The organism is Bacteroidota bacterium (assembly GCA_016721765.1).
Taxonomy (GTDB): domain Bacteria; phylum Bacteroidota; class Bacteroidia; order UBA4408; family UBA4408; genus UBA4408.
This window is the reverse complement of record JADKHO010000001.1, coordinates 670,001-695,179: the sequence shown is the minus strand read 5'-3', so window position 1 is coordinate 695,179 and position 25,179 is coordinate 670,001. Positions and strand designations below refer to the sequence as shown.

The following is a 25,179-nucleotide window of genomic DNA, read 5'->3' as shown; positions in this document are numbered from 1 at the left end:
ACATCACATACAGTAATGAAGAGTTAAAAAAATTAAGAATTTCAGTAAATAGTTAATAAATAACAACAAATGGCAGAAGTAAGACCGGCAGAAGTATCTGCAATTTTAAGACAACAATTGGCAGGTTTCAAATCTGAAGCACAATTGGAAGAAGTGGGTACCGTACTCGAAGTGGGTGATGGTATTGCCCGTATTTACGGTTTAAGCAATGTGCAATCCGGAGAGTTGATTGAATTCGATAACGGATTAAAAGGAATCGTGTTAAACTTGGAAGAGGATAACGTGGGTGCCGTATTGCTTGGTAGCTCTAACTCTATTAAAGAAGGAGATGTAGCTAAACGTACACGCAGAATTGCATCGGTGCATGTAGGAAATGGAATGTTGGGTCGTGTGGTGGATACCTTAGGTGAACCTATTGATGGAAAAGGTCCGATTACAGGTCAAACCTATGAAATGCCCTTGGAGCGTAAAGCACCGGGAGTAATTTACCGTCAGCCGGTAAATGAGCCATTGCAAACGGGTATCAAAGCGATTGATGCGATGATTCCAATTGGCCGTGGTCAGCGTGAGTTGATTATTGGTGACCGTCAAACCGGAAAAACGGCTGTGGCGATTGATACCATTATTAACCAGAAAGAATTTTTTGAAGCAGGAAATCCTGTATTTTGTATATATGTTGCTATTGGACAAAAAGGTTCAACCGTTGCAAACATCGTTAAAACATTGGAAGAAAACGGAGCAATGGCTTACACGGTTGTAGTTGCTGCAACTGCTTCTGATCCTGCGCCAATGCAGTTTTATGCACCTTTTACAGGAGCTGCCATCGGAGAGTTTTTCCGCGATTCTGGAAAACCTGCTTTGATTGTATACGATGATTTATCTAAACAAGCAGTAGCGTATCGCGAGGTTTCTTTGTTGTTGAGAAGACCACCGGGACGTGAAGCTTATCCGGGTGACGTATTTTACTTACACAGCAGATTGCTGGAGCGTGCGGCTAAAATCAATGCTTCTGACGAGATTGCAAAAAACATGAACGATTTGCCGGATACCATCAAAGGTATTGTAAAAGGAGGCGGTTCATTAACGGCACTTCCAATTATCGAAACACAAGCAGGCGACGTATCTGCGTATATTCCGACTAACGTAATTTCGATTACAGACGGACAAATTTTCTTGGAATCGAATTTATTTAACGCGGGTGTACGTCCGGCAATTAACGTGGGTATTTCGGTATCGCGTGTGGGAGGTAATGCGCAAATTAAATCCATGAAGAAAATTGCAGGTACCTTAAAATTAGATCAGGCACAATTCCGTGAATTGGAAGCTTTCTCTAAGTTTGGTTCTGATTTGGATGCTGCTACTAAAGCGGTATTGGATAAAGGAGTTCGTAACGTGGAAATTTTGAAACAAGGACAATATTCTCCTTTAACAGTAGAGAAACAAGTAGCAATTATTTATTGCGGAACAAAAGGTTTGTTGCGTGATGTGCCAACTACTCGTGTAAGAGAATTTGAAACGGAATTCTTATCCTTTATGGAATTGAAGCACAAAAATGTATTGAACGATTTGAAGGCAGGAAAATTAACGGATGAAATTACCGGTACATTGGAAAGTGTTGCAAAAGAGATTTCAGCCAAGTATAAGGCATAAATGCAATGAAGAATTAAGTATGCAGCTTTAATTTTTCTATAAAGGAAAAGGTTTATTCGCAGCAGTTCTTAATTCGTCAAAAAAATAAATAAATAATTCTGAATTCTACATTCTGAATTCTTAATTCTTGTTAGAAGATGGCAAATTTAAAAGAGGTTCGATTACGCATTGCTTCTGTATCCAGCACACAGCAAATTACCAAGGCCATGAAAATGGTTTCGGCAGCTAAGTTGCGACGTGCGCAGGACGCTGTAACTCAAATGCGACCCTATGCTTCGAAATTGCGCGAAATTCTAGAAAATGTGAGCGCAACATTGGAAGGCAGTGCAGGTGGTGCATTTGCAAAACAAAGAGCTGAAAAAAATGTGTTGTTGATTGTGATTACTTCCAATCGCGGATTATGTGGTGCTTTTAATGCGAACGTGATTAAAACAGCTAATCGCTTAATGAAAGAAGATTACAAAGCTTCAAAAGTAAGCGTGTTTTGCATTGGTAAAAAAGGTGCCGATTATTTCCGTAAATCGGATGTGAAGGTGGTAGATGGCGAAAATGCAGCAAACTTAAACTCGATTTTTGATAAATTAAAATTCGAAAATGCTGCTCCTATAGCTGAACGCATCATGAAATCGTTCGAAAATGGTGAGTTTGATAAGGTGGTGTTGATTTACAATCAATTTAAAAATGCAGCAGTACAAGTTTTAACTACCGAAAATTACTTGCCGGTTCAAAAACCCAAATTAGACGTAAATGCAAAGAAGGGCAAAACGGCCGATTACATTTACGAGCCCAATAAAGAGACCATAGTTGAAAATTTAATCCCCAAATCGCTTAAAACACAGCTTTACAAAGCGCTTTTAGATTCGCTAGCCAGTGAGCACGGTGCGCGTATGACAGCGATGCACAAAGCAACCGATAATGCTGGTGCACTAATCAAAGAATTGAAACTGATGTATAACAAAGCCCGTCAGGCTGCGATTACTAATGAAATATTGGAGATTGTGGGTGGAGCGGAAGCTTTGGAAGGCTAAGATTTATTTATATTGATATTTTAAAAGAGCTCTGCATTGCGGGGCTCTTTTTGTTTGAAATCGCTTATTCCATATCAGAAAATTGTATTTTTATAATAGTTATCCAAAATTCAAGAAACCATGAGAAAAAATTTCCTATTCATTTTACTTGTTTTTTTCTATTATGCTACCTATGCCCAAGACTGTTTTTGGTTGCAGGGTGCGGGAAGTAATGATGCGGATAGTTATTGCACCGCAGTGGATAAAGATGGAAATGTTTATGCTGCAGGATACTTTAAGGATCATTCGATAACTTTTGGAAGTATAATCTTAACTGAACATTCCGTTACGGTTAATACTGAACAACAAGCCTTTATTGTAAAATATAATCCAAAGGGTAATGTGTTGTGGGCAAAAAATTTTAATGGTAAGTCAACTGGAAGGGCAGTTGCTGTTGATTCTTCCGGAAGCGTTTATTTTACCGGAAATTTTTTAGGAGATTCAATCACCTTCGGAACAATTACGTTAACAAAATCAACAGGTAGCAGTTCACCGGACATTTTCATTGTCAAATTAGATGAAAATGGAAACATTATTTGGGCTAAAAAATCAAGCTCGACAATTCCTGCATTCGGTATGAGTGGGAATCAGGTCTATGCCATTGCAACAGACAAATTGAATGGTGTTTATATTACAGGTTACTTTGGCAATGACACGCTATTATTTGGAAACGTAGCTCTCTATAATCCGCCAATTGGAACAAGTACTAGAAGTAGTGTTTTTGTAGTCAAATATGATTCAGCAGGGAATGCAATTTGGGGTAGGTGCGCTGTTGCTAAAAATAATTGTTTTTCTAGGGCAATAGCGGTTGACTCTGCAAACAACATATTTATTGCTGGAGATTTTAATGGCGACTCATTAAATTTCGGTAACGCTACTATTTATCGTGGCATGGGAAATAAAGCGGCTTTTATTGTTAAATTCGATCCTTTGGGCAACACCCTATGGGCTAAGAGTGGTGTGGGGTCTACCGGTGGAAGTGTCGTTGGAAGTATATATGGCTTAACTACCGTTGGAAATGATGTAATTGTAGCTGGAAGTTTTGGCAGTGACATTAATTTTGGAGGAATTCCACTTGTTTCAGCAGGATCGAACGACTTGTTCATTTGTAAAATTAATGAAAATGGGACAGTACTGTGGTCAAAGAAGGCAGGAGGAACTAATGATGACAATGCCTATGGTATTATTGCTGACAAATCTGGAAATTTTTATCTAACAGGATACTTTAAAAGCGCTTCAATTGCATTTGATGGTGTAAATTTAATAAATAGTGGCACTTCCAGTTCAAATACCTTCCTTGTAAAATATGACTTGACAGGAAATGCAATGTGGGGAAAAAGTTCTACGGGCAATGCTTATGCCAGAAGTATTGCAGTTACTTTAGGAGACCATGTATTTATAACAGGGTATTTTAACGGCTCAGCAATGAGTATAGGAAATGAAGTTTTATCATTTAACAATACAAGAAGCGTTTTTATTGCAAATACGTATGCTTTTTCGTCCTCAGTTTTTTCAACAAATGTTACCTGCAATGGCGGTAATGATGGAGCTGCGGTGATAACGTTAAGTGGTGGAAGTCCAGCGTTTACCTACACCTGGAGTAACGGCTCAACTGCATCTTCAGTAAGTAATCTCGCAGCAGGCAATTATTTCATAATTATTCACGATGATTATGGTTGTGCCAAAACTGAATTGGTTGCAATTACCGAACCTCCAGCAGATTCTGCTCACATTTGCCTCGTTTCCGTAGATTCAATTTCTCAGAATAATATTATAGTTTGGGATAAGACTGTATTTAATTCTGTTGATACTTTTATTGTATATCGCGAAATTGCTTTAGGGAATTATCAGCCAATAGCCTCAATTCCATTTGATTCATTAAGCCAATTTATTGATACAGTTAGAACAAAGTATTTTCCAAATACGGGAAATCCCAATGCCGGAACTTATCGATATAAATTGCAGGCCAAAAGTACCTGCGGCAGTAATAGTTCATTAAGTCCTTATCACAACACAATTTTTATTCAGAACAATGCTGGAACATTTTATTGGGTGCAACCATATTCCATTGAGAATGGCCAAAATCCTGTATCGAGTTATGTGCTTATGAGAGACGATAACAGCAACGGTCAATGGCACGATATAAGCAGTGTTTCTGGAACACAACAAACTGTGAGTGATCCTCTTTATGTAATTTATCAAAATACTGGATCCTGGAGAGTAAGAACACAATGGAACATTACCTGCACACCAACATTGCGGATGGCATCAATTTATAGCTCATCTCTTTCTAATATATTCAACAATACCATTACTTTTCTTGGAAATATTAATTCTGATTCAATATCCCAAATTTATCCAAACCCTAGTACTGGTGCGTTTACAATTCAAATGGCTCGAAATCAATTAGCGGCAAAAATTGAAATAATTGACGTGCTAGGAAATGTAGTCTTTTCAAAAATCACTGATATCACTAACAAAGCAGATGTGTTGCTTGATATAGCCCAAGGTGTTTACCTTGTTAGTATAACAACATCTAACGTTAAAAACATATCAAAGCTAATTATACGATAAGTTTAGTGGGTTGTAATGAAATATAAGATATGATTCAGGCTAAAATCAAGAACCCCTAATATTAGGGATACCACTTATCGAAGTTCAGCCCTTAGGATAACCGCTTCTTTTTATATTTGGCAGTCAATATTGACAAGTAGTTCAAGTCTTTTCAAAACCCTTAATTCAAAAACATGAAAAAAAATTACACCAGAATTTATGCGCTTTTTATTGCTGCATCACTCGCTTTTGCTGCATTTGATGTTAAGGCCGGTTATGTAACCGTGCCTTGTACCGGTTTTACTGCCGATGTGGTAGCAAACGGACTCGGATATCCGCAAAGTACAACAGATAGTACTTTTGACAAAGCCGGTTTTTATTTGCTCGATTCAACTTATCGTTATCCAACCTTGCCCGCAGTGCTACCCGCACATGCTTTATCGCCGGCTGGTTTAATTCACAGTGTAGTAGTTGGAACTCCGGGTTTGGATTTTCAATTAGCAAGTTTTAGTGGGGCAAATAGTTTAAGAATTGATGTAAATAATTCTGCTAAGACCTTAAGTTTTGTGACACCGGTAAGTGCCTCTCAAGTATTTTTATTGGGAGCAACAGGAAGCGGTGCGGCAACCATGACAGTAGTTGTTAATTTTACTGATTTAACAAGCCAAACCTTTACTGCACAATCATTGCCCGATTGGTTTAATTCAACAGGATTCGCCATCCAAGGAATAGGTCGTGTAAATCCATTGAATTCTCAACCCACAGGATTGACTGCCCCAACTGATCCCCGTTTGTATCAAAAAGCGCTTACCTTAAATGCTGCAAATTACACCAAGTTGATTTCCGGCATTACGGTTACTCAAACAAGTGTTACTGCCGGCGTTGTGAACATAATGGCAGTTTCTATTCAAACTCCACCTTTAGGCATCAACAATTCAAATGTAGCAGCAGCACCATCTATTAAGTTATATCCAAATCCGGTAAGTACTGATTTTTATGTGGAACTGAATGGATACAAAGGCAATGTAAATGAAAAAGTAAGTTGCAAAATTTACAATATGATTGGAGAGCAAGTGTTTGCAATCACAAGCGGAGTATTAGAAGAGAACCGAATTTTCATCAAACCGGATACTAAATTAGCTCCCGGTATTTATGTATTGGAAACCGAAGTAAATGCTAAGAAATCACTTCAAAAATTTGTAGTGAAATAAGGCAACAAGAAAGTTAAACAACTATTTTTTTGTACTGTTATCAGAAGCGGAGACTGAATATTGATTCAGTTTCCGCTTTTGCATTTGGCGCCCTGCTAAATGAAAGGGAACTGCTGCAATTCTTTTTAAGCGGGAAATAGAAATCAGGGAAGGCTGTGTAAATACTGTTTTCAATTCTGCAATTCCTTGCTTGGTTCGATAATTTCGATGCACATAACGTTGCAAGGCTTTGTAAAAGGAGGAAGGATATGTGCTCCGAAAAAGCATGGCCATTTCGTCTGAATCCGTCCAGTTTGTTTTATCTTTTAAATCGTTTTTTACTTTATCATAGAAAAGGGTTCCCGGCAAGGGATAGGAAACTGAAATACCAATATCATCGGGCAATAATTCATTCAACATATGAATGGTCATATCAATGTCTTCTTGGGTTTCGCCCAGATAGCCAAACTGCAGGAAGAAAGCCGGTTTAATAGCAAACTTTTTTAAGAGCCGAGTCGCCTCATAAATTTGCGCCACTTTTGTTCCTTTGTCCATGGCATCGAGAATTTTTTGCGAGCCACTTTCTGCGCCTACCCAAGCAGTTTCACATCCTGCTCTAGCCAATGCTTCAATATTATTCTCCTCCAAAAGTAAATCCACACGCGATTGAATTTTGAATTGAAAGCTAAGGTTTTCACGTTTTACAGCTGCTGCAAATTCGTTTGTCCAGCCCGGTTTCAATCCAAAAATATCGTCACAAAACCAAATGTGATCAAAGTCGAAAATTTGTTTCAGGTATTTTAATTCCTTAATAACATGATTTACCGAACGTGAATTGTAACGGTTTCCATAAATGGGTTTAGCACACCAATTGCATTTATATGGGCAGCCACGGGTGGTACTCATGTTTATCGAAAAGTAGCCGTTTTTTTGCAGCCAATGCATTTTGTACTCCAACATATTTACCAAGTCCCATGCGGGCATCGGAAGCGCATCTAAATCGCGCATTACCTCACGTTTAGAAGTGGTAATGGTATTTCCATTTTCTCGAAAGGCAATTCCCTGAATACTTTTTAGGTCGGAATTATTTTTTGAAAGTGCATCAAGCAATTCCAACAACGTTTGTTCTCCTTCCCCTTTGATGATAAAATCGGCTCCATTATCTAAATAAGTTTCTACCCTATCGGTGGAGTCGGAACTTGAGAAAATAACCTTACAGCCGTGCTTTTTAGCTTCTTTCGCCATTTTAAATGCAGCCTCCCGCATATTGGTAAGGCACATTTTAGTGAGGTAGTTGAAGCCATCGTCATAGAGCACAAAAAAGGCAGGTTTTGTTTTTTGAAGTAGCGGAAAAATATCCTCAGCTGCCTCGGCAAACATGGTGTCGAATAAATCTACCTCATACCCTTTTTCACGCAAAAATGCTGCAGCGGTAATAGTAGCTAGTGGTGCATAGGGCTGACCCAGCTTCCATTGTTTGGGATCGAAGCGGAGAAAGTAGGAGTGTGAAAAAAGAACTTTGTGCGACATGCAACTATGTCTTTTGATAACGTTCCACTTTTACGCCGAATTTTTTTAAAAATTCAACTCCTTCATCCACGCCCATTTTTTTATACTCGGCATACGAATCGAGGTATATAATTTTTTTGATACCGATGGTGTAAATCACACGGGCACAGGAAATACAAGGAGATAACGTAACATATAAGGTAGAACCTTCAATTGAAACATTATTTTTTGCCGCGTACAAAATGGCGTTTTGTTCGGCGTGCAGGGCAAGTGAGCAACTTCCTTTGCTATCGCGCGGGCAACCTTCTTGCGGCCATACTTCATCGCAATTGTGTGTACCGGCGGGGGGGCCGTTATAACCCAATGAAATGATGCGTGTGTCTTTTGTAAGCACCGCGCCAACCTTAGCTTTCACGCAATGTGATTTAAGCGCGAGGTTGGAAGCGAGTTCCATGTATATATCGTCAAAACTGGGTTTTGCTTTAAGGGTCATAAATTTGAAGAGGAATAATTGCTTAACAAAAATAGGAAAGAATATCCATTAAAAAGAGTTCGCTCAAACATCTCTTCATCGAAATGTAAAGCCTTGTGCAAGAATTAAAATTTACATTTGTTAAAAGCACTATACAATGAAAAAAATTCTACTCCTTCTTGTTTTTTCTTCAATGACCTTTTTACTTAAGGCTCAGAATCCACATCATGTTACTTTTAACAGTGCCAACCATGCAGTGTGTATGGTTCCACAGGGTGATTTTCTGTGGTATGGAACTGAGTCTTGCCTGATCAAAAGAAATGTTTTGACAAACGAATGCCAAACCTTTACTGATGAAAATTCCGGTGTTTCTTTAAAATGGATATATGCTCTGGCCATAGATGAGAAATCAAATATATTGTGGATAGGATGCGATAGCGGCTTAATTAAATATGATGGTACTTCCTTCACCCGCTATAGCCTCACCTGGCCTTCTTTGAGTTTTGGTCCACGTCAGGCCAAAGACATTAGTGCCGATACCCTTGGAAATGTATGGATCGCGATGGGATATTATGGTTTAGCGAAATTTGACGGGAGCAACTTTACCTATTACAACTACTCCAATACCACAATACCCAATGATAGTTATATTAAAGTAAAAGTTACAAAGGCGGGTAAAGTGTGGGCAGGTACTAACGGACAAGGACTGATTAATTATAATGGTACGCAATGGACAATTTACAATAAAACCAATTCGTTGCTTACCTTTAACAGTATTGAGGCCCTTGCCTTAGATTCCTCTTCAAATCTTTATTTTTCTGATTCTTATTATCTCTATCACTTTGATACGAGTATGCATAAACTTGTTGGCTTAGATGGATACTACACTTTGGCAGGGCTAAGTATCGATGCGCAACAAAATGTCTGGACAAGTTACAGTTCTTTAAGATATGACATAAACTCGAATTCGTATTGGTGCCAGGAAGTGGAAAAGTATAATACAGCAACAGGAGACACTACAATTAGTGTGATCACAACAAATTTTGAAAAAAATATAGGTTTATATCCTGTCTCCTCTTGTTTTGATAGTTATAATAATTATTGGACGGGTCAATACTGGGGACTTCAAAAAATTGACCTGCAAACAAAAGTCAGCGTGCTTTATTATCAAGGCCTTCCTCCCGCCTGGACCAATACCTGCGCCTTCGTGGAAAATGCTTTTGGCAAATTATGGCTGGGGTCATACCTGGAATTGGAAGGGTGGAGTGGGCTCGGGAGTTTTGACGGTAAAAATTGGGAAACATACATTAAATATAACAGCTCCCTGAAGAGTGATGGTATTATTGGAATGGACAAGGATGACCAAGGTAATTTATGGTTAGCAGTGAAGTATTTATATGATGGATCAGGTAGCCAGGATACAAATTTTCTTTATAAATATGATGGTCAGAATTTTTCCCTTATATATAAATTCCCGGACTATACTTACGTAAACTCACTCCTGGTGGATACTTTTAATAATGTCTGGACTTCTGATGATAGAAAAATCAGAAAATACAATGGAAATTCATGGGTAGTTTATGACTCTCTCAGCTTTCCTGCTTTTCAAATTGGTTATAACGGATTTATATTTAAATCCATTAAGAAAGACCATAACAACAATATATGGGGCATTGCAGTTACGAATAGTTTCACTAACATAACCTCTAAAGTAATAAAATATGATGGTATAAACTGGACACAATATCTACTTCCCGATAGCTGTAATGCAGAGTCTTTTACGATTGATAACAGTAATAAACTGTGGATATCCACTGACCACGGATTGTATAAGTTTGATGGAACAAACTGGACAAACTTTACCACAGCTAATTCAGGCATTTCCTCAGACAGAGTAAATTGTTCTGTGATGGACAACAATGGGAAACTTTATGTCGCCAGCAGTAGCTTGTCATCTGGTGGGACGATGAATGTTTTTAATGATACCACATGGACGAATTTTACGGCCCTCCCCTATTCTTCCAATTCATTTAATACTCTTAATTTTCACCTTTTCTGTGATTCGCATAATAACATTTATTTCTGCTATTATGGTTTTGTGTATGTGTACAATGAGTCGAGACAGGGCGTAACTTTCAATTCGCTTTATAAGGACCAGGTTTCGGAAGGAAAGATTTATTATGATTCCGATCTGGATGGGATGTACGATTCCACTGAAGTGGGACTGGCTAATCAAAAAGTAATGCTCTTGCCGGATAGCATTTCCTGCTGGTCAAATGCTACCGGTGACTACAGCATCAATGCCGACACCTTGGCTCACAGCATTATTTTTATTCCCAAAACGAACTGGAACCAGACTTCTGCATTTAGCGGTTATAACATCCACTATAATTCACCGGAGTGTTGTTATAATTTCGGAACCATACCTTCTGTTTTACAGGATGATCTTTCCATTAATGTTACAAATGGTGCCCCGGTACGTTGTGGCTTTACTATCCCTTATCATCTGAATTATAAAAATACAGGAACCACAATCTGTGATGGAACAGTTAGTTTATCTCATGATCAGGGTTTTCAATTTATGTCATCAAGTCAAGCTGTGAATAATGTAGTGGGGAATACATCTGTGTGGAATTTTACAAACTTATATCCGGATGAGGAAAGACATATTGTGATTTACCTGCAAGCTCCACTTACTGCTTCAGGGCAGCTGTGCAATTATGCTGAGATTAGCAGAAAATCAGGTATACAGTTTATTGTTGAAGAGGGAGACAGTATCTGTTCTACACTCACCTGTTCCGCTGATCCAAATGATAAGGCAGTAGAACCAGAAGGAATAACCGGTGAACATTTTACTCTGAAAACTGCTCAATTCGAATATACCATCCGCTTTCAAAACCTAGGTACTGATACTGCTTTTACGGTAGTAATAAAAGATTCATTAAGCAACCTGCTCGATTGGAATAGTCTGGATGTGACAGGTTACAGTTCACCGGTTATGACCTCAATTGATAAAAACGGACTTGCTACTTTCCGTTTCGAAAATGCATTACTTCCCAACGATGATGTAAATGAACCCGCCAGTCATGGGTTTGTAAAATATAAGATCAATCCGAAACAAAATTTAGCTGACGGTTCTCAAGTTTATAATATTGCTGATATCTACTTCGATTATAATTATCCAATAAGAACCAATACCGTTTTTAACACCCTGGTTACTAGCATAAATGTAGGATTTGCAGAGGTTTCAACATCAACACCCAATGAAAGCGTCATCCCTCAACCGGTGAAAGATAATGCGGACATAGTTTTTCCACTCAACGCAAAAGGAAATTATTTGCTTACACTTTATGATGGATTGGGAAATGTGACAAGTTCTGAAACAAGATATTTCAGCAATTCCATATATGGGAAATTTGAAATTAATCTGGGTAATTCTCCAGCGGGTATTTATTTTTTCAGAATATCCAATCCTGAAAAATTATGTGAAATATCCGGAAAGATCCTTAAGCAATAATTCGCTAAGAGTAATTTACTCAGCCGGAGAAGTGGTTGGGATTTCCTCATAAATCACCTGCATTACCGTTTGCCCTACCATTTTTAAAGTGCTTTTTTCAATGATGCTGATGTTATCGGCATGAGTGTGATGAAAGGCGGGATAAGTGCCGGTAATGGGATCCATGTGCACAATATCGATAGTGGGGATTTTTGCAATTGCATTCAAGTACAAATGATCATCGGTAGTTTGCCCGGTGCGAGCGGAGATGAAATAATTCCCATATCCCAGCCTGCTTGCAGCATCCCATACTTTTTGTACAATTTCTGGCGCATAGTTCATGGAGGTTCCTTCCATTGGAAACAGGGGGTTTTGACCGCCTACCATATCCAATAAAATTCCAAATTTAGGGGTATAATCTGCAGGTTTATTTTTTGCCCAATACTGTGTCCCTAGGCACCAGGTATCTTCTTTGCGTTGGCCCATGGTATTGTCGGGCTGACCATAATCTTCGAGGTCGTTAAGAAAAATATCAATTCCTATTTCGGGTTTGTTTTCGGAAAGTAAACGCGCAATTTCGAGCAAAACAGCTGCTCCGCTTGCACCATCGTTAGCGCCGTCGATTGCTTTTGCAATATCCTTAGTGTCTTCGTCAGCAAAGGGGCGGCTATCCCAATGTGCGGTAAGCAGAATTCTGTTTTTTGATTCGGGTTTGTAGGAAGCAAAAATATTTTTGAGGGTGTAAGTGTTGCCGTCGAATGTCGTGATGGGAGCTTGTTGCAAATCAACTTTTAGTCCGTAGGATTTAAGTTTATTTTGAAAATAACTGGCGCAGCTTGCATGTGCTTTGGTACCGGGCACACGTGGTCCAAAATCGACTTGTTTTTTGAGGAATGCGTATGCGCTGTCTGCATTAAAATCAGGAGAAGCTATTTTTATTACTTCAGTTTGGGGTGCTTCCGGTGTTTTGTTTTCGGGCTCTTTGGTAGGATTTGAGCAGGACGAAAGCAACAGGATAAAAGCTATACAAAGTTTAGAAATGGATTTTATCATATTGTTTAAAGCATTGCAAAATAAGTGAAAAATAGCGAAGCCTGTATTAATTCCAATTGAAAGTTAATTGTGTATACACTTTTATGTTACTAAAATGGGACGCAGATGAAGCGGATTCTGCAGATTTTCACTGATTTGTTTTTAGCAGTCAATTATTGTTTTGTTGTCCATATTGAATCAACAATTGGGTTTAGATTTAAATAAAATTGGCTGAATTGAAATTTTTCTCAAAACAAACACTCTCCTTTATATTTTCATACTGCCCATAATTTGGGATAATTAAATAGCCGTTTCTTTTGTAGAGCGCAATAGCTTCAGGCTGTTTTTCACCGGTTTCTAAAATGCATTTGGTGTACGAAAGCTCGGCTGCCCATTTTTCTAATTCCTTTAAAATAGATGTCGCTACTCCTTTGCCACGATGGGAGGGAAGTACATACATTCTTTTTACTTCCATAGTATCCGTATCGTAGGTTTTTATTGCCCCGCAACCAATGGCATAATCATTTTCAAATGCAATTACAACATGTTTGATGTTGTCCGTTTTATTGAATTGTGCATAAAAAGAATGATCCTCTCCATCGCGCAGCTGCAAGTCTTTATCGAGCAGCGCAACAAGTTGGTGAAAGCTTGTATTTTCAGTGTTGGTTCTTTGGATGATGAGCATATTATTTAGTGCCAATTGCGTTAGGGATTGCAGTGGAAATCCTTTTTCTTTTTCGGAAAAAGATTGGAGCGAAAAGCCCGACCATTTAGCACTTTGATAAAAGTGCTAAATGGGAACGCCCAAATTGAAGTGCCTATTATATTAAGGATTTACGCTCCAAACCGCTCCTTCCTTGGTATCTTTAATAGTGATGTTGTGCTTTTGCAATTCATCCCGAATTTTATCGGAAGTGGCAAAATCTTTTTTAGTCTTAGCTTCGCTACGTAAGGCCAACACCACTTGCATTACGTCTTCCACCAAAGAAGAATCGCTGCCGGCTTTTTCTGATTTTAAACCTAAAATATCAAACACAAAATCCTGCAACAGTTTTTTGAGTGCCAATAAATCATCGGCCGAAAGGCTTTCAGTACCTGCATTTACTGAATTGATGATGCGCACCGCTTCAAATAAATTGGCAATTACAATGGGGCTGTTAAAATCGTCGTTCATAGCAGCATAGCAGTTTGCGCTGAGTTGGCTGATGTTTGACGTTGACTTATCCCCGGCCTTTAACTTTTCCAGTGTTTCGAGAGCTGCCATTAATTTAGCGAATCCCTTTTCGCTTGCTTGCAAGGCTTCGTTGCTAAAATCGAGTGTGCTGCGGTAATGCGTTTGCATCATAAAGAAGCGCACGGCCATTGGGCTGTATCCTTTTTCCAACAAGGGATGATTGCCGGTAAACAATTCCCCCGGAAGGAAACCATTGCCGGCACTCTTACTCATGCGCACTCCATTTACAGTAAGCATATTGGCATGCATCCAATAATTTACAGGAGCCGTGTGGTTACAACCATGAGATTGTGCAATTTCGTTTGTATGGTGAGTGGCGGCCAAGTCCATTCCTCCGCCGTGTATGTCGAAGGTATCGCCTAAATATTTTTTACTCATGGCGCTGCATTCGATGTGCCATCCCGGAAAGCCTTCGCCCCAGGGGCTTTGCCAGCGCATGATGTGTTCGGGCTTTGCTTTTATCCACAAGGCAAAATCCAATCTTCCACGCTTTTCGTCTTGCCCATTCAACTCGCGCGAATTATCCAATAAGTCCTCCAGTTTGCGATTAGTAAGGATGCCGTAGTCTTGCTCTTTGGCATATTTATCTACATCAAAATAAACTGTACCATCCACTTCGTAGGCATAACCATTGGCTATTATTTTTTTGCACATTTCAATTTGCTCAATAATGTGGCCAGTTGCAGTAGGTTCAATACTGGGCGGAAGGGCATTAAATTCCCGCATAATATCGCGGAAGCCAAGTGTGTAGCGTTGCACAATTTCCATAGGTTCAACCTGCTCCAGCTTTGCTTTTTTACTGAATTTATCATCGCCCTCATCGCGATCCCCCTCCAAATGCCCGGCATCCGTAATGTTGCGCACATATCTTACTTTAAATCCGAGATGCACGAGGTAACGGTAAATTAAATCGAAGGATATAAAAGTGCGGCAATTGCCTAAATGTACATCGCTGTAAACAGTAGGTCCGCACACATACAAACCCACAAAGGGTGCATTAATAGGTTTAAAAATTTCCTTTTTTCGGGACAGTGTATTGTAAATTTCCAATGGCTGGTTCATAGGCCAAGTAAGGTTAATGGATTAAAATAATAAGAAAATGCTAGAAAATAGTGAACGAAACTAGCAACAGACAAGAAAAGGAAAGGGTTGCAGAAAATGAAGGAGCATGAAGTTTTACTTTTCGGTTTTAACTTCAACCACCTTTCCCTCTTTCACAATGGAGGTTTTTATCAATTTTGCGCCATCGTATTCGTATTTTTTCCCATCTATTAAAACGCTGTTTTTGTAGGTTCCTTCGGTAGCTAATTTGCCTTTTGAGTTGTAGGTTTTGTTAAACCCGTCTTTTAAATAGCCCACAGGGGTTTCAACTTTCGGAGCTTCTACTTTTACCTCTTCCACTTTCACTTCTTCTTTTGGTGCTTCTACTTTTTTCTCTACAAATATTTTTACTTTGTTGGTATCCAAACGACCGTTGTTAAAGGTTTTTTCAGATTTAGGACTGCCGTCATCGTAATATTCTTTTAGTACACCGGCTTCTTGTCCGTCGGCCCAATTTCCTTCAATTTTTACTTTGCCGTTTTCGTGGTAATATTTTTGAGCGCCTTCTCTTTTTCCTTGAGGATTATAGTTGAATTCGTAGGCCATTTGCCCATTCTCGTAATAGTATTTATAAGCACCTACCCACACATTGTTTTGCCACAATCCTTCTTCAGAAAGTTTGCCGTTGGAGTAATAAAATTTTGCGTAACCACTTGGAATATTGTTCACAAAAATGAGTTCGTTTTTTGTTTTTCCGTTGCAATAAAATTGATACCAGGTACCATTCTTTTTACTGTCAACAAAATTTCCTTCTTCCACTTTTTTGTCGGCCGGACAATCCTCTAAGCGTCCATCTGCATTAAGTACTACCCAATGACCTTGTTTTAAACCGGCAGCATCAGATTGATTTAACGAATCTCCGGCTAGTGGTGCAGCAGCATAGGCCGCTGAAAGTCGGATAAAAGCAATACTGATTAGTAGAAAAAATTTTCTCATTCTTTTAATTTTGAATTGATTTTAATTTTCAAATATAAGTTATTTTACATAATTCAATTTTTGTGGTTGAGATACTTTATCAACAGGTTATTCATATCCTCTTGCTTATATATTTCGGTTTTTATGAGATGACTGAAAAGTGCAAATAGGATGGGCGAAATATCTTGTAATAGGGAACAACTTATTTTTAGTAGATTAAATGAAATGTGAAATTCGCTTGAATAGTTGTTTAACAGCCCAAAGATTCAGATGAAATGCGTGTGAACGTTTACTAAAACACTTTACAGTCAATCCTGAAAAATGTGGGTTAGAAAAAAAATCCGCATTGTTCGCAGAAAAAAATTAATATTGTGATTCTTTTTTTTACGAAAACTAAATCAAACAAGTGAAAAAAACTCTTGCAGCCATTACTGCCGTTAATGGTTATGTCCCCGAATATAAGCTCACCAACAAGGAGTTGGAAGGAATGGTAGATACGACCGAAGATTGGATACTGAGTCGAACCGGTATTGCCGAACGCCGAATTTTAAGGGAACCGGGTAAGGCAACTTCTGATATGTGTGCCGAAGCAGTTAAAGGATTGCTCGAAAAGCGCGGCATTAAGGCAGAAGAAATTGATTTATTGATTTGCGCAACGGTGACAGCAGATTTGATTTTTCCGGCAACTGCACAAATTATTTGTGATAAAGTGGGTGCAAAAAATGCCTGGGGATACGATTTGAATGCAGCCTGCTGCGGCTTTTTATATGCCTTGGCTACTGCTTCTAAATTTATTGAGACAGGTGCTCATAAAAAAGTTGTAGTGGTGGGTGGTGATAAAATGTCGAGTATTATTGATTATACCGATCGTGCTACTTGTATCATATTTGGCGATGGGGCTGGCGCTATCTTGTTAGAACCTAACGAGGAAGGCAATGGACTAGTAGATGCGGTGTTGCGGTCGGATGGTGCAGGCCGTGAATTTTTGCATCAAAAAGCTGGAGGTTCCTTGAAGCCGCCAAGCTATGAAACGATTGATGCGCGGGAACATTTTGTGTATCAGGAAGGAAAAACGGTTTTTAAATTTGCGGTAACCAATATGTCTGGAGTTTCGGCTGAAATTATGGAACGTAATAATTTAAAATCGGAGGATATTAATTGGTTAGTACCCCATCAGGCCAACCGCCGAATTATAGATGCCACCGCTGAACGCATGGGCATTGGAAGTGACAAGGTAATGATGAATATTGAAAAATATGGAAATACCACAGCAGGCACTTTGCCCCTTTGTTTGTGGGATTATGAAAGCAAACTAAAGAAAGGTGATAACCTTATTCTTGCTGCCTTTGGTGGCGGATTTACTTGGGGAGCCATTTATCTTAAGTGGGCCTACTGATTAAATGTATGCCGATAAAAAAAAATTAATACTTTTATCTTTCTGAATTAAAAAAGAAATTATCAAAATCAATAGATATGGAACTAAAAGAAATACAAGACTTAATTAAATTCGTTGCGAAGAGTGGCGTGAGTGAAGTGGAATTGGAAAGCAAAGGATTTAAAATTGTAATCAAAACCGGAAATGGTAGCGATGCTTACCGCGGAGAACCAACCATAATACATACACCAGTACCTATCGCTGCACCAATTCTGCCAATGGCAGCTGCTCCTGTTGCCGCACCGGCTGCTCCTCAGGCCCCTGCACCAGCTGCACCGGCTGCTGACGCTAAATACATAACCATTAAATCACCCATGATTGGAACATTTTATCGTTCGGCCGGACCAGGAAAACCTGTTTTTGTGAATATAGGCGATGAGGTTACACCCGGAAAAACCACTTGTATTATTGAGGCCATGAAATTGTTCAACGAGATTGAATCCGAAATTTCAGGAAAAATTGTAAAAGTGTTGGTGGAAGATTCTTCGCCGGTAGAATACGATCAACCGCTATTTTTGGTAGATCCTTCTTAATCGAAGTTATTGTGGATTGTTTAAAGTAAAAGCTGTTACCGCTAAACCTTAAACTAAAAAATCAAACTAAACTAAGTATGTTCAAAAAAATATTGATTGCCAATCGTGGAGAAATTGCCTTACGTATAATTCGTACCTGTAAAGAAATGGGTATACATACGGTTGCAGTTTATTCTACTGCCGATAAAGATAGTTTGCACGTGCGTTTTGCCGATGAAGCGGTATGCATAGGCCCTCCGCCAAGTAAGGATTCGTATTTAAATATTGCCAGCATTATTTCGGCTTGTGAAATTACAAATGCCGATGCGATACATCCGGGCTATGGATTTTTGAGTGAGAACGCAAAGTTTTCGCGCATTTGTGGGGAGCATAGCATTAAATTTATTGGTGCATCCCCTGCCATGATTGATGGCATGGGCGATAAATCCTCTGCCAAAGATACCATGAAAAAGGCAGGTGTACCCACCATTCCGGGCTCTGATGGATTGATTACGGATTTGGATGAGGCCAAGAAGATTGCAAAAAAAATTAAATATCCGGTCATTCTAAAAGCTACTGCCGGTGGTGGTGGACGCGGGATGCGCATTGTGTGGAAAGAAGAAGATTTGCTTCCGCTGTGGGACAGTGCCCGACAAGAAGCCAGTGCAGCCTTTGGAAACGACGGCATGTACATGGAAAAATACATTGAGGAACCGCGTCACATCGAAATTCAAATTGTGGGCGATCAATACGGAAAGGCCTGTCACTTATCGGAAAGAGATTGTTCGATTCAACGCCGGCATCAAAAATTAGCGGAAGAAACTCCTTCGCCTTTTATGACGGATGAGTTGCGCGACAGAATGGGCGAAGCAGCCATTAAAGCAGCCTTGGCCGTAAGTTATGAGGGGGTAGGAACAGTAGAGTTTTTGGTAGATAAGCACCGCAATTTTTACTTTATGGAGATGAATACCCGTATTCAAGTGGAGCATCCCATTACTGAAGAAGTTATTAATTACGACTTAATTCGGGAACAAATATTAGTGGCAGCAGGCACACCCATTTCCGGAAAAAATTATTTTCCACAATTGCATGCCATCGAATGCCGTATTAATGCGGAAGATCCTTTTAATAATTTCCGTCCTTCACCGGGCAAAATTACCAACTTGCATACTCCCGGTGGACATGGAGTGCGCGTAGATACCCATGTGTATGCCGGCTATACCATTCCGCCCAATTACGACAGTATGATTGCCAAACTTATTACCATTGCGCAAACCCGTGAAGAAGCAATTGCAAAAATGATTCGCGCTTTGAGTGAGTTTGTGATTGAAGGCGTAAAAACCACCATTCCGTTTCACTTGCGTTTGATGAAAGATGAGCAATTTAGAGAAGGGAATTATACTACTAAATTTTTGGAGAGTTTTGATTTGACGGAGTAAGGTTATTATATGAAACTTATTAAAAGAAGGAGCAAGCATGACGCTTGGCTCCTTTTTTTGTTTTAGGAGCTCGTTTTTGGAGTAAGCAGCGAATGTGGCACCACGCGCTACAATCGCGCGCTAATATTTGTTCAGGCAGGATGCCTGGTAATAGCCACACTCGCAGGATGCGAGCGAGTGGTGTGTTTTTGAGAAAAAGTGCATTGTTTTAAGCTGTGCTTGTTTTTGTTTTTGGACCTAATTTTTCTATTGCCCATCCAATTGCCACCACCATCCCACAGCCCAACACATTGAGCCACAAAAAGGCCATCACATCAAAATACCAGCAATACATTACAAAAAGTTCAGTAAGTATTGCCGCAATAAAAACGGGAGTTCCGGAAACTGTTTTGACATAAAAGGCAACTATAAAAACGCCCAGAATGGTGCCGTAAAACAAGGAGCCCAGTACATTCACGGCCTCTAATAAGTTGCCCATTTTGCCGGCGTATAAGGCAGCCAAAATGCAAAATACACCCCAGCCCAAGGTGGCCAATCGGGAGGCATTTAAATAACGTTTATCGCTGGCGGTTTTATTGATGGAGCGTTTGTAAATATCGATAACACTGGTAGAAGCCAAGGAATTTAATCCCGATGCCAAGGAACCCATGCTGGCTAAAAAAATTACAGCAATGAGTAAGCCTATTAAGCCTTTCGGCAGATGTTGCATCACAAAGGTGAGAAAGATGTAGTTGCCATCATTTTTATCGAGTGCAGCGTTTTGCACTTGTAATTGGGCTATGCCTTTTTTACGGAGTTCTTCGGTATGTTGAAATGCAGTCTTGAATTTACTTCGCTCAATAGCTAATTGTGTTTCATTTTGAGATTGATAGGCAATTGCCAAAGCATACACGGCTTTTTGCTTTACTTGAGAAGCACTGTCAAATTGGGATTGTATGCGGTTGAAGGCAGAATTGTCTGCACTATTTTCAGTCTTAGGCATTTCGGCCTTATTGAAAAAAAGCGGAGGGGTAGTGAATTGATAAAAGGTAAAAACTAAAATCCCAAGCAAGAGAATTAAAAATTGCATGGGGATTTTTAGCAGTCCATTCATGAGCAAACCCATACGACTTTGGGTAATGCTGTGAGCTGTTAAGTAGCGTCCCACCTGCGATTGGTCGGTGCCGAAATAAGCGAGTTGCAAAAAGAATCCGCCAATAATTCCACTCCACAAATTGTAGCGGTTGTTCCAATCGAAATGCAAATCAATCACATTCATGCGGCCTGCATCGCCGGCAATGTGCAGGGCTGTGGATAAATTTACGCCCGGTGGCAACATGTTGAGCACCACTATTCCTGCGGTTAACATGCCTAAAAAGATAATGCCCATTTGTAGCACTTGTGTATAGGAAACTGCGCGGGAGCCGCCATACACCGTGTAAAGTATTACAAGTGTGCCAATGATAACGGTTGTAATTTGAATATTAACATGCAAAATGGTAGATAGAATAATTGCAGGGGCATAAATTGAAATACCGGTAGAAACGCCTCTTTGCAGTAAAAACAAAAAAGCGGTGAGGCGGCGGGTTTTATGATCGAAGCGCTTTTCTAAAAACTCATAAGCCGTGAATACCCGCAAATTGTGAAAAATGGGAATAAAGGTCATGCTCAACACAATCATCGCCAAAGGCAAGCCAAAATAAAATTGCACAAAGCGCATTCCATCCGTGTAAGCTTGTCCGGGCGCCGAAAGAAAGGTTATGGCGCTGGCTTGTGTAGCCATTACACTTAATAACACATGGTACCAGGGTAATTGCTTCCCAGCTAATAAATAGGAGTCGATATCTTTATTTCCACGGCCTTTCCATATTCCAAAAAGCACAATAGAACTTAAGGTAAGCGCTAATACAATCCAGTCGAGTGTGCTCATTGATAGTGTTGAGTTAGCCAAAAATAAAACACAATTTGGAGCACAAGAAGTACAATTACCAAGGCATACACCTTAGGCCAGGATTTGAAAATGGATTTTCGGTTTTGATTCATGGTTACATTGCTGCTTAAAACTATTTAATTTTATTGAAAGCAGCCTAGTCTTTTGTAATTTTTCGCTGCGCAACTTACATCTGCACCATTAAAGCACTTATCTTTGCCGCAATGGCTAAAGAGATAGAAGCACAACTTCAACAACTACTGAAATCATTGCCCGATAAGCCGGGGGTGTATCAGTATTTTGATAAAGAAGAGAAGATTATTTATGTAGGCAAGGCCAAAAGTTTAAAGAAGCGGGTGAGTTCTTATTTTAATCGAGATAATTATGAAAACAATAAAACTCAAATTCTGGTAAAGCATATTTGCGACATTAAATTTATTCTTGTTGAAACCGAATTGGATGCTTTATTGCTCGAAAATAACCTCATAAAAAAATACCAACCGCGCTACAATGTTTTATTAAAAGATGACAAAACCTATCCTTGGATCTGCATTAAAAATGAACGGTTTCCAAGAGTATTTTCTACCCGAAATGTCGTAAAAGATGGCTCCATTTATTTTGGACCTTATGGCTCCGGTAAAATGATGCATACCATATTGGATTTGATTCATCACTTGTATCCCTTGCGAAATTGTAATTATAATTTGTCGGATGAAAACATTGAAAAGGGAAAATTTAAAGTATGCCTCGAATATCATTTGGGAAATTGCAAAGGACCCTGTGAAGGATTGCAAACGTTGCGGGATTATAACGAACAAATTGAAGATATAAAAAGTATCATCAAAGGAAATGTGAATGATGTGGAGAAACACTTAAAAGTACTGATGCATGAGTTTGCTCAGAATTTTGAATATGAAAAAGCACATCAGATAAAATTAAAAATTGAACAGCTCGAAAAATACCAGAGCAAATCAACTGTTGTAAATCCAAGTATTACCAATGTAGATATATACTCGATTGCTACGGATGAAAATTTTGGCTATGTGAATTTTTTGAAAGTCGTGAATGGTTCAATCATACAAGGACACACCATCGAGTTAAAAAAGAAATTGGAAGAAAGTCCTGAAGAACTATTATTGATTGCCATAGCCGAATTAAGGCTGCGCTTTGAAAGTAATGCTAAAGAAATAATTGTTCCCTTTATTCCGGATGTAGAAATTCCGGGAACCGAATTTATCGTCCCGCAAAGGGGAGACAAAAAGAAATTGCTCGAACTGAGTGAGCGAAATGTGGAGTATTACCGCAAGGAAAAGCAAAAGCAATCGGATTTGGTAGATCCCGAAAGGCACAGCAAGCGCATTTTAGCGCAAATGAAAAAGGATTTGCGTTTGCAGGAAGAGCCGCGCCACATTGAGTGTTTTGACAATTCGAATATACAGGGAGCCTATCCGGTTTCGGCGATGACGGTTTTTAAGGATGCCAAACCCAGTAAAAAGGATTATCGTCATTTTAATATTAAAACGGTAGAGGGTCCGAATGACTTTGCATCTATGGAAGAAGTGATTTATAGACGCTATAAACGCATGATTGAGGAAGAGCAGGAAGTGCCTCAATTGATAGTGATAGATGGAGGAAAAGGTCAATTGAGTTCGGCGATGGAAAGCTTGGATAAATTGGGCTTGCGCGGAAAAATTACGGTTATTGGGATTGCAAAAAAATTGGAAGAAATATTTTACCCAGGCGACAGCATTCCGATGTATTTGGATAAGAAAGGGGAGACCTTAAAGGTATTGCAACACATCCGTGACGAAGCGCATCGCTTTGGAATTACGCATCATCGAAACCGCAGAGATAAGGGTACTATAAAGTCGGAATTAACCGACATAAAAGGGATTAGCTATAACACCGCGCAAAAATTATTGTGGAAATTTAAATCGGTTAAAGTCATTAAGGCCACTCCTGAAGCAGCACTGGTGGAAGTTATAGGAAAATCGAAAGCGAAGCTTGTGGCGGAGCATTTTAAGCAGCAAGATACTCCTCAAGACAAAATGGAATAGGCTTTTTATGCAAGAATAGTGGAAGTAATTTTTTAATTTTTCAAAACAAAAACTGTACAATTAGATTGTTGACCATTCCCCTATTGAATTTTCTTACTTTTTGGTCTTTAATGATGTTTTTTGGGGTTGCTATTAAACTTGTTTTTCATTTTTAGGTACATTTCTTTATGATGTATTCTGACTTTTTGCTTGATCAAAAAGTCAACAAAAAATCAAGGCTGATGATAAATTGACTAAAATTTAAATTCATTTTTGCAACGCAACCCAAGCGCTCGATTTTGTTCAGTAATCGCGAAATATTTTTGTTGCTCGCTCGAGGGTTGCTTACACAGGGCCCACGCTTAAAAATGAATTCAAATTTCTTAACGTCAATTTCTCATAGGCCGTTCCATTTCGGTTTTTAATGATGCTTTTTTATCGTTCTCGCTCGAGGGTTGCTAGCGCGGGGCCTGCGCAAAAATGAATTTGAATTTCTTAATGTCAATTTCTCATAGGCCGGTCCCTTTAGAATTGAATTAAAATCCATATTAGTTCATTTCTAACTTTAAGTAAGATTGGTTTATTGAAAATTAACTGATAGGGACAAATTGCGAACAGGGATTTAGCTTTAACTCAGCTTTTCGGTGAGTAATTTGATTTCGATTGTAGGTGAAATTTTTTCGTAAATAATGTTGTAAACGGCCGAGGTAATGGGCATGTTAACTTGGTAGGTTTTATTTATTTCGTGGATGCATTTTACAGCATAATAGCCTTCTGCAATCATTTCCATTTCCATTTGTGCAAATTTCACTGAATAGCCCTTGCCCAGCATGTTACCAAAGGTACGGTTACGGCTAAATTGGGAGTAAGCGGTTACTAATAAATCGCCTAAATAAGCAGAGCTTTTTATGTCGCGATTTATCGGATGCACTGCATCTACAAAGCGTTTAATTTCTTGAATGGCGTTAGAGATAAGTACTGCTTGAAAATTATCGCCATAGCCCAAGCCGTGACAAATTCCGCTGGCGATAGCAAAAACGTTTTTTAATACTGCTGAATATTCGGTGCCATAAATATCGTCGCTTGGAGTTGTTTTGATGTAACGGCAATTTAAATTTTGCGCCAAAAGCTTAGCATTTTCAGGGCTCTGAGAAGCAATGGTGAGGTACGATAGTTTTTCCATGGCCACTTCTTCTGCATGACAGGGTCCTGAAATTACACCGAAATGTTGGAACGGAACATCAAATTTTTTATGAAAAAAATCACCGATAATTAAATTTCCGTCGGGGACAATTCCTTTGATGGCGCTAAAAACCAATTTATCTTTTAAATCTTCTTTAGTGATTTGTTTTAAGGCATCTTCTAAAAAGGCAGCCGGAACAGCCATAATCAATACATCAAAATTTTTGACAATGTATTTTAAATCAAATTGCACCTCCAGTTTACTTAGGTCAAACTCAACTGAACTGAGGTAATGCGGATTGTGTTTAAATTTTTTGATAAACTCTACTGAATCTTTGTTGCGCATCCACCAACCCACTTTCTCGTTGTTGTTGAGCAGCATTTTTACGATTGCAGTAGCCCAGCTTCCTCCTCCAATGACTGCTATTTTGCTATTCGTCATGTTGT

The 25,179-nt window shown here is 39.1% G+C and carries 18 protein-coding genes (1 of these 18 running past the window's edge); 9 read left to right on the top strand and 9 right to left on the bottom strand.

What is annotated here, in order from left to right; all coding sequences use genetic code 11:
- Positions 1 to 69: 69 nt before the first annotated feature.
- The 4 genes from IPP32_02565 to IPP32_02550 all read left to right on the top strand — a co-directional run bounded on the left by IPP32_02565 (position 70) and on the right by IPP32_02550 (position 6,481).
- Complete coding sequence (locus tag IPP32_02565) at positions 70 to 1,650, top strand: F0F1 ATP synthase subunit alpha (GenBank protein MBL0046969.1); 1,581 nt, start codon at positions 70 to 72, stop codon at positions 1,648 to 1,650.
- A gap of 137 nt (positions 1,651 to 1,787) precedes the next feature.
- Entirely contained in the window at positions 1,788 to 2,678 is an 891-nt protein-coding gene (gene atpG / locus IPP32_02560; GenBank protein MBL0046968.1) for an ATP synthase F1 subunit gamma, read from the top strand.
- 120 nt (positions 2,679 to 2,798) lie between these two features.
- A complete protein-coding gene (locus tag IPP32_02555; protein MBL0046967.1) occupies positions 2,799 to 5,291 on the top strand; it encodes a T9SS type A sorting domain-containing protein in 2,493 nt (830 codons plus the stop codon).
- Positions 5,292 to 5,464: 173 nt separating this feature from the next.
- Entirely contained in the window at positions 5,465 to 6,481 is a 1,017-nt protein-coding gene (locus IPP32_02550) for a T9SS type A sorting domain-containing protein (GenBank protein MBL0046966.1), read from the top strand.
- Positions 6,482 to 6,502: 21 nt separating this feature from the next.
- Here the strand turns inward: IPP32_02550 and IPP32_02545 are convergent, their stop codons facing one another.
- Together IPP32_02545 and IPP32_02540 are read right to left on the bottom strand one after the other, a co-directional pair.
- Positions 6,503 to 7,990, bottom strand: a complete 1,488-nt coding sequence (locus tag IPP32_02545) for a B12-binding domain-containing radical SAM protein (protein MBL0046965.1) — start codon at positions 7,988 to 7,990, stop codon at positions 6,503 to 6,505.
- A gap of 4 nt (positions 7,991 to 7,994) precedes the next feature.
- Entirely contained in the window at positions 7,995 to 8,462 is a 468-nt protein-coding gene (locus IPP32_02540; protein MBL0046964.1) for a dCMP deaminase family protein, read from the bottom strand.
- Positions 8,463 to 8,598: 136 nt separating this feature from the next.
- On the opposite strand from IPP32_02540, the gene IPP32_02535 reads away from it, so the two are divergent.
- Positions 8,599 to 11,958, top strand: a complete 3,360-nt coding sequence (locus IPP32_02535; GenBank protein MBL0046963.1) for a hypothetical protein — start codon at positions 8,599 to 8,601, stop codon at positions 11,956 to 11,958.
- Positions 11,959 to 11,973: 15 nt separating this feature from the next.
- Here IPP32_02535 and IPP32_02530 read toward each other — a convergent pair whose 3' ends face one another.
- The 4 genes from IPP32_02530 to IPP32_02515 all read right to left on the bottom strand — a co-directional run bounded on the left by IPP32_02530 (position 11,974) and on the right by IPP32_02515 (position 16,240).
- Positions 11,974 to 12,990 carry a M28 family peptidase gene (locus IPP32_02530; protein MBL0046962.1) on the bottom strand — a complete coding sequence of 339 codons (1,017 nt, stop codon included), beginning with the start codon at positions 12,988 to 12,990 and terminating at the stop codon, positions 11,974 to 11,976.
- A gap of 196 nt (positions 12,991 to 13,186) precedes the next feature.
- A complete protein-coding gene (locus tag IPP32_02525; protein ID MBL0046961.1) occupies positions 13,187 to 13,654 on the bottom strand; it encodes a GNAT family N-acetyltransferase in 468 nt (155 codons plus the stop codon).
- Between the two features lie 141 nt (positions 13,655 to 13,795).
- Positions 13,796 to 15,265: a cysteine--tRNA ligase gene (locus IPP32_02520; GenBank protein ID MBL0046960.1), complete on the bottom strand. Its 1,470-nt coding sequence runs from the start codon at positions 15,263 to 15,265 to the stop codon at positions 13,796 to 13,798.
- A 114-nt stretch (positions 15,266 to 15,379) separates the two neighbouring features.
- Complete coding sequence (locus tag IPP32_02515) at positions 15,380 to 16,240, bottom strand: toxin-antitoxin system YwqK family antitoxin (GenBank protein MBL0046959.1); 861 nt, start codon at positions 16,238 to 16,240, stop codon at positions 15,380 to 15,382.
- A gap of 385 nt (positions 16,241 to 16,625) precedes the next feature.
- On the opposite strand from IPP32_02515, the gene IPP32_02510 reads away from it, so the two are divergent.
- From IPP32_02510 to accC, 3 genes are all read left to right on the top strand, one after another.
- Entirely contained in the window at positions 16,626 to 17,615 is a 990-nt protein-coding gene (locus IPP32_02510) for a ketoacyl-ACP synthase III (GenBank protein MBL0046958.1), read from the top strand.
- Positions 17,616 to 17,692: 77 nt separating this feature from the next.
- Entirely contained in the window at positions 17,693 to 18,187 is a 495-nt protein-coding gene (accB, locus tag IPP32_02505; protein ID MBL0046957.1) for an acetyl-CoA carboxylase biotin carboxyl carrier protein, read from the top strand.
- Between the two features lie 77 nt (positions 18,188 to 18,264).
- A complete protein-coding gene (gene accC, locus IPP32_02500) occupies positions 18,265 to 19,605 on the top strand; it encodes an acetyl-CoA carboxylase biotin carboxylase subunit (GenBank protein ID MBL0046956.1) in 1,341 nt (446 codons plus the stop codon).
- Positions 19,606 to 19,813: 208 nt separating this feature from the next.
- Here the strand turns inward: accC and IPP32_02495 are convergent, their stop codons facing one another.
- The gene (locus tag IPP32_02495; GenBank protein ID MBL0046955.1) at positions 19,814 to 21,514 is read right to left on the bottom strand and encodes a sodium:solute symporter; all 1,701 of its coding nucleotides are present in this window, start codon (positions 21,512 to 21,514) and stop codon (positions 19,814 to 19,816) included.
- Between the two features lie 224 nt (positions 21,515 to 21,738).
- Between IPP32_02495 and uvrC the strand changes: the two genes are divergently transcribed.
- Positions 21,739 to 23,571: an excinuclease ABC subunit UvrC gene (gene uvrC / locus IPP32_02490; GenBank protein ID MBL0046954.1), complete on the top strand. Its 1,833-nt coding sequence runs from the start codon at positions 21,739 to 21,741 to the stop codon at positions 23,569 to 23,571.
- 607 nt (positions 23,572 to 24,178) lie between these two features.
- Here uvrC and IPP32_02485 read toward each other — a convergent pair.
- Positions 24,179 to 25,174, bottom strand: a complete 996-nt coding sequence (locus IPP32_02485; GenBank protein ID MBL0046953.1) for an NAD(P)H-dependent glycerol-3-phosphate dehydrogenase — start codon at positions 25,172 to 25,174, stop codon at positions 24,179 to 24,181.
- Positions 25,164 to 25,179: the 3' portion of a hypothetical protein gene (locus IPP32_02480; GenBank protein ID MBL0046952.1), read on the bottom strand. 1,820 nt of this gene lie beyond the right edge of the window; 16 of the gene's 1,836 nt are visible here — the last part of the coding sequence; the start codon falls outside the window, past its right edge; the stop codon is at positions 25,164 to 25,166. Before IPP32_02480 ends, IPP32_02485 begins: the two co-directional genes overlap by 11 nt.